The organism is Mesorhizobium sp. LNHC221B00, from assembly GCF_000502935.1.
In the GTDB taxonomy this organism is placed as follows: Bacteria; Pseudomonadota; Alphaproteobacteria; order Rhizobiales; family Rhizobiaceae; genus Mesorhizobium; species Mesorhizobium opportunistum.
The window spans coordinates 281,625-292,037 of the sequence record NZ_AYWR01000013.1; the positions used below are offsets into that span (position 1 = coordinate 281,625).

9 protein-coding genes are annotated in these 10,413 nt (G+C 63.4%); 5 read left to right on the plus strand and 4 right to left on the minus strand.

All coding sequences use genetic code 11. From position 1 onward, the window contains the following. The first annotated feature begins 20 nt into the window (after positions 1 to 20). From X741_RS148140 to ugpC, 4 genes are all read left to right on the plus strand, one after another. Positions 21 to 1,298 carry a sugar ABC transporter substrate-binding protein gene (locus X741_RS148140; protein ID WP_023763630.1) on the plus strand — a complete coding sequence of 426 codons (1,278 nt, stop codon included), beginning with the start codon at positions 21 to 23 and terminating at the stop codon, positions 1,296 to 1,298. Between the two features lie 182 nt (positions 1,299 to 1,480). Beyond that, entirely contained in the window at positions 1,481 to 2,404 is a 924-nt protein-coding gene (locus tag X741_RS148135) for a sugar ABC transporter permease (protein ID WP_023778816.1), read from the plus strand. Further along, the gene (locus X741_RS148130; protein WP_023778817.1) at positions 2,404 to 3,252 is read left to right on the plus strand and encodes a carbohydrate ABC transporter permease; all 849 of its coding nucleotides are present in this window, start codon (positions 2,404 to 2,406) and stop codon (positions 3,250 to 3,252) included. Before X741_RS148135 ends, X741_RS148130 begins: the two co-directional genes overlap by 1 nt. 4 nt (positions 3,253 to 3,256) lie before the next feature. After that, the gene (gene ugpC / locus X741_RS148125) at positions 3,257 to 4,324 is read left to right on the plus strand and encodes a sn-glycerol-3-phosphate ABC transporter ATP-binding protein UgpC (protein ID WP_023778818.1); all 1,068 of its coding nucleotides are present in this window, start codon (positions 3,257 to 3,259) and stop codon (positions 4,322 to 4,324) included. Positions 4,325 to 4,419: 95 nt separating this feature from the next. Here the strand turns inward: ugpC and rpmG are convergent, their stop codons facing one another. The 4 genes from rpmG to X741_RS148105 all read right to left on the minus strand — a co-directional run bounded on the left by rpmG (position 4,420) and on the right by X741_RS148105 (position 8,773). Continuing rightward, entirely contained in the window at positions 4,420 to 4,587 is a 168-nt protein-coding gene (gene rpmG / locus X741_RS148120) for a 50S ribosomal protein L33 (protein WP_006201775.1), read from the minus strand. Between the two features lie 246 nt (positions 4,588 to 4,833). Beyond that, positions 4,834 to 6,123, minus strand: a complete 1,290-nt coding sequence (locus tag X741_RS148115; RefSeq protein WP_031250217.1) for an IS4 family transposase — start codon at positions 6,121 to 6,123, stop codon at positions 4,834 to 4,836. Positions 6,124 to 6,342: 219 nt separating this feature from the next. After that, positions 6,343 to 7,137 (minus strand): RlmE family RNA methyltransferase, encoded by a 795-nt coding sequence (locus X741_RS148110; protein ID WP_023778820.1) that lies wholly within the window; start codon positions 7,135 to 7,137, stop codon positions 6,343 to 6,345. 271 nt (positions 7,138 to 7,408) lie between these two features. Continuing rightward, the gene (locus X741_RS148105; RefSeq protein WP_023778821.1) at positions 7,409 to 8,773 is read right to left on the minus strand and encodes a Ppx/GppA phosphatase family protein; all 1,365 of its coding nucleotides are present in this window, start codon (positions 8,771 to 8,773) and stop codon (positions 7,409 to 7,411) included. A 276-nt stretch (positions 8,774 to 9,049) separates the two neighbouring features. Between X741_RS148105 and X741_RS148100 the strand changes: the two genes are divergently transcribed. Continuing rightward, positions 9,050 to 9,982: a lysylphosphatidylglycerol synthase domain-containing protein gene (locus X741_RS148100; RefSeq protein ID WP_023778822.1), complete on the plus strand. Its 933-nt coding sequence runs from the start codon at positions 9,050 to 9,052 to the stop codon at positions 9,980 to 9,982. The last annotated feature ends 431 nt before the right edge of the window (positions 9,983 to 10,413 follow it).

Here is a 10,413-nt window from a genome sequence, read left to right on the forward strand (position 1 = left end):
TCAAAATGGGAGTCTTGAACATGAAAAAACTGACCGTCATGCTTGCCACCGTTGCGGGGCTGGCGATTTCCGCCGGCGGCGCGCTGGCCGATTCGACCCTGAAGATGGTCGAAGTCATCACCAGCCCGCCGCGCACCGAATTCCTGAAGAAGCAGATCGCAGAGTTCGAAGCCGCCAATCCCGGCGTCAAGGTCGAGCTGATCTCGCTGCCCTGGGGCCAGGCCTTCGAAAAATTCCTGACAATGGTGCAGGCCGGCGACACGCCCGACGTGGTCGAGATGCCGGAACGCTGGATGGGCCTCTATGCCAATAACGCCCAGCTCGAGGATCTCGGCCCTTACATGGCCAAATGGGACGACGCCAAGACGCTGGGCGACCGCGCCAAGCAGTTCGGCTCGACCGTCAACAACACCCAGTTCATGATCCCCTACGGCTACTATGTGAATGCGCTGTTCTGGAACAAGAAGCTGTTCAAGGAGGCAGGTCTGAACGGCCCGCCGGCGACGCTCGACGAATTCGTCGCCGACTCCAAGAAGATTTCGGCCATCCCAGGCAAATATGGCTACTGCCTGCGCGGCGGGCCGGGCGCCTTCAACGGCATGCACATGTTCATGAACATCGCCCAGGGCAAGGGTGGCTACTTCAACGAGGATGGCACCTCGACCATCAACGAAGAGGGATCGGTCAAGGGCCTGCAGATGCTGGCCGACATGTACAAGGACGGCCTGGCGCCGAAGGACGCGGTGAGCTGGGGCTTCAACGAGACCGTCACCGGCTTCTATTCCGGCACCTGCGCCATGCTAAACCAGGATCCCGACGCGCTGCTCGGTATCGCCGACAAGATGAGCGCCGACGATTTCGCGGTGGCACCGCTTCCCGTTGGGCCGAGCGGCAAATCCTATCCGACGCTGGGGTATGCCGGCTGGGCGATGTTCGCCAATTCCCAGCACAAGGACGACGCCTGGAAGCTGATGTCGACGCTGCTGTCGCCGAAGGACAATCTGGAATGGGCCAAGGAGGTTGGCGTCGTCCCGATCCACAAAGGTGCCGACCAGGATCCGCATTTCAAGACCGAGCAGTTCAAGGGCTGGTTCACGGAGCTCAGCGACAGCTCCAAATATGAGATGGTGACGCCGCCGACGCATCTGGAGAACCTCGGCAACTTCGTCGACCAGGTGGCGATCAAAAATTTCCAGGAAGTGCTGCTTGGCCAGAAGACCGCCAAGGATGTCGCCGACCAGTGGGCTGCCTTCCTGACCAAGGAACAGCAGGACTGGATGGCGAAGAACAAGAAATAAGCGCGTTCTTTCCTTCTCCCCGTTCACGGGGAGAAGGTGTCACGAAGTGACGGATGAGGGGCGGCGGTAGTTCTGCCTACTTTGCGCTGCCCCTCATCTGCCTGCCGGCATCTTCTCCCCGTATAGAGATGGGGAGAAGGACGCTGTCCCCCGCCGCCGCCCAGGGAGCCGTTCCTCAGCCAATGACCTATGCCGTTCCCGAAATACGATCCGCCGGCAAGCCTCGAAGGAAGCGGCTGTCGCACGCCGCTATCGAGCCCTGGCTCTATCTCAGCCCGGCGATCATCCTGCTGGTCGTGGTGCTTTTGGTGCCGCTGGTCATCGGCATCAGCTATTCGTTCCGTAAATTCTCCGCCTTCAAGTCGGAATATGTCGGGCTCGGCCAGTACCAGGCGATGCTGTCGGACCAGGTGCTGGGGCAGGCGCTGGTCAACACGCTGTGGTGGACGGCCGCCAGCCTGTTCTTCCAGTTCTTCCTCGGCCTTGGCCTGGCGATGCTGCTCGACAAGCCGTTCCGGGGCCGCAAGGCGGTGCAGGCGCTGGTCTTCCTGCCCTGGGCGGTGCCGTCCTTCCTGTCGGGCCTGACATGGGCCTGGCTGTTCAACCCGATCATCGGTCCGCTGCCGCACTGGCTGTTCGCCTTGGGGCTGAAGGCCGAGCCGACCAATGTGCTCTCCGATCCCTCGACCGCGATGTGGGGGCCGATCGTCGCCAATATCTGGTTCGGCATTCCGTTCTTCGCCATCACGCTGCTGGCGGCGCTGAAATCGATCCCGTCGGAATTGCATGAGGCCGCGGCGATCGACGGCGCCTCGCCCTGGCAGCGCTTCACCAAGGTGACATTGCCCTTCCTGGCGCCGACCATCGCCATCACCGTGATGTTGCGCACCATCTGGATCGCCACCTTCGCCGACCTGATCTTCGTCATGACCGAGGGCGGGCCGGCCGGCTCGACCAACACGGTGCCGGTCTACATCTATGTCAGCGCCTTCAAGTCGCTGGACAAGGGCTATGCCTCGGCGGTGGCCGTGCTGCTGCTCGTGCTATTGATTGCCTATGCGATCGCGCTGATCGCCATCCGCCGCTCCCTGGTGAGGCACGTCTGATGATAGCAGGACGCTCGGCCTCGCAGCGCTTCTTTGGCGGCATCGGCCTCTACGCGGCCATCGCCGCTTACGTGATCTTCGCCCTGTTCCCGATCTACTGGACGCTGAAAATATCGGTCACGCCGGAGCGGCTTCTCTATTCCGAGGGCATCACTTTCTGGCCGTCGCACATGACGTTGCAGAATTTCGTCACCGTGCTCGAGGCCACCGATTTCCCGCGCTATTTCCTCAACAGCGTCATCGTCTCGGTATCGACGGCAGCGCTGGTGACGATCATTGCGACGCTCGCCGGCTACGCCATGTCGCGCTTCACCTTTCGCGGCAAGGCGGCACTGGCGCTGATGCTGCTTTTGACCCAGACCTTTCCGCTGGTGATGGTCATTCCGCCGATCTACCGCGTCATGGGGCAAATCGGCCTGATCAACAGCCTGACCGGGCTGATCATCATCTACACCGCTTTCAACACCGCCTTCGCCACCTTCCTGATGCAGTCGTTCTTCGACGGCATCCCCAAGGATTTGGAGGAAGCGGCGATGATCGACGGCTGTACCCGTGCGCAGGCGATGCGCAAGGTGATCGTGCCGCTGACGCTGCCCGGCATGGGTGCGACGCTGGGCTTCGTCTTTACCGCCGCCTGGAGCGAGCTTTTGTTCGCCCTGATGCTGATTTCCAGCGACGACCAGAAGACTTTTGCCGTCGGCCTGCTGACCTTCATCGGCAAGTTCGCCGTCGACTGGGGGCAGATGATGGCGGCGTCGATCCTGGCGCTAATCCCGGTCTGCATCTTCTTCGCCTTCCTGCAACGCTATCTCGTCACCGGTCTGACCGCCGGTGCCGTCAAAGGATAGATCGATGGCCTCTGTCACACTCGAAAAAGTCCGCAAGGATTATGGCGCTGTCCGCGTCCTGCAGGCGGTCGATCTTGAAATCGCCGATGGCGAGTTCGTCGTGCTGGTTGGCCCGTCCGGCTGCGGCAAGTCGACTTTGCTGCGGATGATCGCCGGGCTGGAGGAGGCTTCCGGCGGCGAAATCCGCATCGGCGAACGGCTGGTCAACGACGTAGCGCCCAAGGACCGCGACATCGCCATGGTGTTCCAGTCCTACGCGCTCTATCCGCATATGGATGTGTCCAAGAACATGGGCTTCAGCCTGATGCTGCGCAAAGCCGAGAAGCCGGCGATCGATGCGCGGGTGGATGGAGCGGCCAAACGGTTGGGCCTGGACACCTTCTTGCAGCGCCTGCCGCGGCAATTGTCCGGCGGCCAGCGCCAGCGCGTCGCCATGGGCCGCGCCATCGTGCGCGACCCCAAGGTCTTCCTGTTCGACGAGCCGCTGTCGAACCTCGACGCCAAGCTGCGCGTCCACATGCGTGCCGAAATCAAGGCGCTGCACCAGCAATTGAAGACGACCTCGGTCTACGTCACCCACGACCAGATCGAGGCGATGACCATGGCCGACCGCATCGTGGTCATGCATGACGGGCTGATCCAGCAGGTCGGCGCGCCGCTCGATCTCTACGATCGCCCGGCCAACATGTTCGTAGCCGGTTTCATCGGCTCGCCGGGCATGAATTTCCTGCCGGCGACCGTCCGCAAGGGCGGGAAGTCGGACGCCGTGCTGGCCGACGGCCAGACACTGCGACTGCCAGACGGACTGCCGCTCGGGGATGGCGATGCCAGCACCGTCGGTCTGCGGCCCGAGCACATCAGGCTGGACGACGGTGGTGCGCTGCAAGGCGAGGTGGGGGTGGTGGAACCGCTCGGCCTGTCGACGCAGTTCTACGTCAAGCTGGCCAACCAGCAACTTTGCGTCTTTGCCATGGGCCGTGCCGGCGTCAAGCCCGGCGACACCGTGCGGCTGGCGGCTGATCCGGCGTCACTGCATCTGTTCGACCCGAAAAGCGGCGACCGCATCGGTTGAAGGAACTCGGCCGGGCCGGGCATTTCGGCCTGCAACCTCTGGAACAAAAAAGCCGCCCGGTGGGCGGCGTTTTGTCTACAAAGGAAAAACCCAGATTACTTGATCTTGGTTTCCTTGAATTCGACGTGCTTCTTGGCGACCGGGTCATACTTGCGGAACGACAGCTTGTCGGTCTTGGTGCGGCTGTTCTTGCTGGTCACGTAGAAGAAACCGGTGTCGGCGGTCGACAGAAGCTTGATCTTGATGTTTGCGGCTTTGGCCATGATATCAGTCCGTTATGTTCGTGGGGTTTTGGCCGCTGGAGCACGGGAAAACACCCGGACGCGGGAAACTTGGCGCGACATGTAAAGAACGTGCCCGGAAAGTCAAGCCCGGCGATACCCTCTCTTCCTTCTCCCCCTGTGGGCTAGCGTGGGCACACATTTGCTTCGGGCTCATGTTTGTGAGGCGAGAACGAAGCCGTCTACGATGGCGTTGNGGGCTAGCGTGGGCACACATTTGCTTCGGGCTCATGTTTGTGAGGCGAGAACGAAGCCGTCTACGATGGCGTTGAAGCGTCTGAGGCCGTTGGTGAAGGTGATAGGCCCTGGCGGGCGTTCCTTTTCGTAGCCGTTCCAGCCTCCGAGCCTGGCGATACACCAGGCGGCCCAGGCGAGCGTGTGCGTGGGGTGAGGGTTCTTCTGCTTTTGGGTCTTGCCTTCGAGCTTGGCGATGAGCACGTCCAGGACGGTGATCTCGGTGGGATCAAAGAGGCGCGCGGCCTGGAAGCCCTGGCCCGGCGAACCACGCCCGTGCACGAGTTGCATGACCCTGGTGGCGACGACCAGAGCGGCGGCGGCCAGGCGTTCGAGTGCATCGCCATCGGCGATGAGACTTTCCTCCAGATCGATGGCCTGCGACTTCACGGTCCGGAACAACTGCTCGACGATCCAACGCGAGCGATACATCTCGACGATGCGGCAGGCATCGGCGAGTGTTTCGACGCTGTGGGTGGTCAACAGCCGCCAGATCACCGCGTCCTTGGCCGAAGGTGGATCGATCTCGCGCACTTCCACCATGTTGAGCGTGAGTTCGCGCGGATCGCGGCTGTCGGCGCCAAGGCGGGGCTGGCGCAAGCTCACCGCGGTGAAGCGAACGGCCAGTTCGACGGTGCGACCCGGCCGGCCAGGGCGTGCCTGCAGCTCGAAGGCAATGCGGCCGGCTTCCGCCGTCTTGGCGATCGCGCTGAACAGGCGCTCGCCCCGCGTGCCCAAAGCCCGATCCCGTACAGCGCGGATGAGCACATGGGTGCGCTCGCCGGGAAGCCTTGCAAACACTTCGTAGATGTCGGCTTCGCGGTCGCCGACCACCGTCATCTGCGGCGTGTCGGTCAGCGCCTGGCATGCCGCCTTGGCGGTGCCGATCCATTTGTGGCTTTCCTTGGCTTCGATCGGCAGCGCCTGGTAGTCATGCGCCTTCTTTGCCTCGCGCCGCCAGATCGTGGCGCCTGCAAGGCCCAGGACCGAGCCGTCCCCGGCATCCACGGCCAGCGCCGGATGCACGAACAGCCCGATATCCTTGCCATTGCCGACACGACCGAGGCCACGCTTGCGTGAAGCCTTGGCTTCATAGTTGATCTCGCTGCTGTCCTCGATGATCAGCACGTGGCGGCCGGCGGCCATTTCGGCGGTGCGCGCCGCCGCCGTGCGGATGATCTCTTGCTTGCTCACGTGGCGATTGCGAAACAGGCGCGTGAACGCGACCTTCTCGGCGCGCGTGTCGGCCAGGCGGCGCATGCCCGCGCTGACACGCGCAAACATGCGCTCCAGAACCATGCTCCCCTTTTTTGCAAGCGCAGGTCGCCGAAGTATCCAAGCAGCAAAGCCATCGTCGAAGCCTCCAGAATCAACAATGGCAGCTACAGAATCACATACGATTCAAACGCTTCAAGCCATTTTCCGGCGTCGCTTCTTCACGCTTGATCAAAGCACGAAGCAAATGTGTGCGCACGCTAGCCCGCAAGGGGAGAAGGGAAGACGCTACTCGGCGTCCCCCGGCCCTTCGCTATGGCTCCGGGCGCTCGAGTCCTTCGGAACGTCCACTGGACGTTCCGATCCGCCTGATGGCGGACCGGTCTCTCGCCCCTTGAAATCCTTCGCCAAGAGATAAAGCTCCACCGATTCATCGCGCGACGCGGGTGGCTTGACGTGGTGCACCGACCGGAAGTTCTTCTTGAGCATGGAGAGCAGTTCGTTCTCCGCGCCGCCCTGAAACGTCTTGGCGAGGAAATGTCCGCCCGGCTTCAGCACCGACAGCGCGAAATCGGCGGCCACCTCGCACAGATGCATGGTGCGGATATGGTCGGTCCGCTTGTGGCCTGTGGTGGGTGCGGCCATGTCGGACAGCACGACATCCGGCTCGCCGCCCAGTGCCTCGGCCAGCTTCTGCGGCGCCGCCGGATCAAGGAAATCCATCAGCAGCACCGGCGCGCCGGGCACGGCATCCATCTCCAGATAGTCGATACCGATGACATGCGGGTTTTCCGCCGTCGATTTCGTCCGCGCGGCCGCCACCTGGCACCAGCCGCCGGGAGCAGCGCCGAGGTCGATCACCTTCATGCCGGGCTTGAGCAAATGGTGCTTGTCGTCGATCTCGATCAGCTTGTAGGCCGCGCGCGAGCGGTAGCCATCGGCCTTCGACCGCTGGACATAGGGATCGTTGATGTGGCGCTGCAGCCAGCGGCGCGACGATTCCTTCAAGCCGCTCTTCTTCTTGATTCGCGTCTTCAGCACGCGAATGCTGGCGGAGCCTGGTTTTTCCGGTTTCTTGGTCATTGGTTGATTTCTTGCTTGAGCATGTGCGTTTCGCGGAGGGCTTCCCCCACTCCGTCGCCGCTTCGCGGCGCCACCTTTCCCCCCTCCGGAGGAAGAGGAAAGGCGCCAGCCGGCGCACGCTCGCGCCCTTCCTCTCCCCCGTCGACCGGGGGAGAGGTGTCGAGCGAAGCTCGACGGAGTGGGGGGCGACCCCTGGGCGCANAGGTGTCGAGCGAAGCTCGACGGAGTGGGGGTCGACTGCTCACCGCTGACGAGGTCCTTAGATTCGGGATCATGCCCTGCCCCGTCCATCGTTGCGCCAGACGCCGTCATCGGCCATCAGCTCGCTCAATATGCCCTCGCGCAAGCCGCGGTCGGCGACGCGCAGCCGCTCCGACGGCCACACCGCACGGATAGCTTCCAATATAGCACAGCCGGCCAGCACCAGATCGGCGCGATCGGCGCCGATGCACGGGTTGGCACAGCGCTGCTGGAAATCCCAGCCGACCAGCTTCTCGACCATGCGATCGACGCTGTCGCGGTCCATCCACAGCCCGTCGACGCGGCGGCGGTCGTAGCGCTCGAGATCGAGGTGGACGCCGGCGAGCGTCGTCACCGTGCCGGATGTGCCGAGCAGATGGAAATTCGGGCTGGCCTTGAGATGGCTCAGCCGGTCGCGGCCATCGAACGTGGCCAGCCGGCCGGCGACATCATCGACCATGGCGGTGAAGATCTCACGCGTCACGGTGCGGCCGCCGAAACGTTCGGCCAATGAGACGACGCCGACCGGCAACGACGTCCAGGACACGATGTGGTTGGCGAGCCGCGGCGAACGGCGGCCGGTGAGGTCGATCAACGCAATCTCCGAAGAGCCGCCGCCGATATCGAACAGGACGACGCCCTGCGTGTCGCGCTCGACCAGCGAGCCACAGCCGGAAACCGCCAGCCGTGCTTCGGTCTGGCGGTCGATGATCTCGAGCTTCAGGCCGGCCTCGCGCTCGACGCGTTCGAGGAATTCGACGCCGTTCTCGGCCGAGCGGCAGGCCTCGGTGGCGATCAGCCTGGCCTTCCTGATCTTGCGGCCGCGCAATTTGTCGCCGCAGACTTTCAGCGCCTCGACCGCGCGGTCCATCGCCGGCTGGCCGAGCCGGCCATTGGCGGTCAGCCCCTCGCCCAGCCTGACGATGCGCGAAAAGGCATCGATGACGCGGAACTGGCCGTGACGCGTCGGCACCGCGACCAGCAGCCGACAATTGTTGGTGCCGAGGTCGAGGGCCGCGAAAACGGGAAGCTCGTGCACCGGAGGCCGACGGGTGCCCTGTTCGGGGCGTGGTGTTGGAACGACCGATGCGATCACCGCAGCCGCCGACGGCATAGGCGCCACTGCCAGGACGGCTGCTGTTCCGGGCGCCGGCGATCGATTGTCCTGCGGACGCGCTTCATCGCGCGCGAAAACCTTGCGCCCGCGCCTTCGCTTGCGCCGCTTCTTGGGCTTGCCCTTCTGGTTATGGGTCGCGTCGCTCGCCTGCCCGTCAGCGGAGCGAGGCTCCGCCGGGCGACGTTGCTGCCAACCGGCCGTCCCCGAGCCCGATGGCCCTGGGGAAGCGCTGGACGCGCCCACCTCCGGCGCGCCTGCGCCGGTGTCGCGGTCTTCCACTGTCGTTCCTTCCGGCGCCGCGCGAACCGGTGACGGACGCAGCAGGCGCTTTGGCATGTTTCAAGTTGCCGCCAGACTAACAGTGCCGCGCCCGATCACCAAGAGCCGGTTGCTGAATTTTGCCGGTTGGCCGCGCGGCCGCCCGCGCGACAAGTGTTCGCGGTTGAATAGCCGGCTTCAATGAGGCATTTCTGAAATGGACTGAGGTCACCGGGCAGCCGGCCTCCCACCATCAGGCGAAAAGGAAGCGGAAACGCAACGCATGGAAGTCAGGCAATGAACTGGAGACGCTATTTCTGGCCGGTCGTCGGCATCGCCGCGGTGATCTTCTCACTGCTGCTGCTCTGGCACGAACTGCGCGGCATTTCGCTCGACGATGTCTGGGAGGGTCTCGCGGCCATTCCAACCCGCGGCTGGGCCCTGGCGGCCGTGAGTTCGGTCATCGCCTACGCCTCGCTTGCCGGCTATGACCATATCGCGCTGCTGCACATCGGCAAGAAGGTGTCGTGGCTGTTCGTGACGCTCTGTTCCTTCACCACCTACGCGCTGTCGCACAATATCGGCGGCTCGGTGTTCTCCGGCGCCGTCATCCGCTACCGCGCCTACGGCACCAGGGGCCTGAACGGCCAGGATGTCGGCGTGCTGGTGGCGATCTGCTGGATCACCTTCGTGTTGTCGACCATCCTCGTCTCCGGCCTCGTGCTGGTCTTCGAGCCGCAGGTTCTCGACCGGTTCTCCGGCATTGCTCATCACGGCCTGTCGGAAGCGGCGGGCATCGCCATGCTGATCCTCGTCGCCGCCTACATATTCGGCAGCTGGCTGCACCTGCGCCCGCTGAAGATCGCCAGCTTTCAGGTGCATTATCCAGCACTGCCGATCGTCGCCAGGCAATTGCTGGTCGGCCCGATCGAACTCCTGGCGGCGACCGCGATCATCTTCTTCGCCCTGCCCGAGACCCACAATCCCGGCTATTTCGTCGTACTCGGCGTCTTCCTCGTCTCGTTCTCGATCGCCCAGATCTCGCACGCGCCGGGCGGCCTCGGCGTGTTCGAGGTGGTGTTCCTGGCCGGGCTTTCGGATATGGACCCGGTCGGCGTGCTGGCGGCGTTGCTGGTGTTCCGCCTGTTTTACCTCATCATCCCGCTGATTCTCGGGCTTGGCGTCGTGCTGTTCTTCGAACGCTCGCAGTTCAGCCGGACGGAGAGCTGAGACGCGTTCGGCGGCCGTCTCCCCGTTCGCGGGGAGACGGCCGGCAGGCGGATGAGTGGCAGCGCAAACTTTGTGCGATTGGCCGATTTGAACCGCAGAGCAGGCTTGACTATTTTCCGCTGGCGGCTACAAGGCAGCGCTCAAGCGGCTCAGCCGTTCGGCCCGCGCGGTCCATGTCCGCGCCTGCTGGGGAATAGGTTAACGGTAGACCCACGGACTCTGACTCCTGAAGTGTCCGTTTAATATCAAAGACTTAGCCCGCAGCCATCTGTCTAACCTCACATCGGAAATCAATGACTTAGGTCGAAAAGTGTCTAACTTTTCGGACTTGTTTTAGGGCAGTCATCGCTCGCCAGCATCGGCTTAGAAGGCCGGAAGAAATCGAGGCGGATCGGCGATAGTTCCAACTTTGCGCAGGTGCTAGCATGCGG

What these genes read in the sequence shown, in the direction of transcription:
- X741_RS148115 (WP_031250217.1), bottom strand. Translation starts at nt 6,123, where the DNA reads ATGTTTGCGCGTGTCAGCGCGGGCATGCGCCGCCTGGCCGACACGCGC.
- X741_RS148130 (WP_023778817.1), top strand. Translation starts at nt 2,404, where the DNA reads ATGATAGCAGGACGCTCGGCCTCGCAGCGCTTCTTTGGCGGCATCGGC.
- X741_RS148140 (WP_023763630.1), top strand. Translation starts at nt 21, where the DNA reads ATGAAAAAACTGACCGTCATGCTTGCCACCGTTGCGGGGCTGGCGATT.
- ugpC (WP_023778818.1), top strand. Translation starts at nt 3,257, where the DNA reads ATGGCCTCTGTCACACTCGAAAAAGTCCGCAAGGATTATGGCGCTGTC.
- X741_RS148110 (WP_023778820.1), bottom strand. Translation starts at nt 7,137, where the DNA reads ATGACCAAGAAACCGGAAAAACCAGGCTCCGCCAGCATTCGCGTGCTG.
- X741_RS148135 (WP_023778816.1), top strand. Translation starts at nt 1,481, where the DNA reads ATGACCTATGCCGTTCCCGAAATACGATCCGCCGGCAAGCCTCGAAGG.
- X741_RS148100 (WP_023778822.1), top strand. Translation starts at nt 9,050, where the DNA reads ATGAACTGGAGACGCTATTTCTGGCCGGTCGTCGGCATCGCCGCGGTG.
- rpmG (WP_006201775.1), bottom strand. Translation starts at nt 4,587, where the DNA reads ATGGCCAAAGCCGCAAACATCAAGATCAAGCTTCTGTCGACCGCCGAC.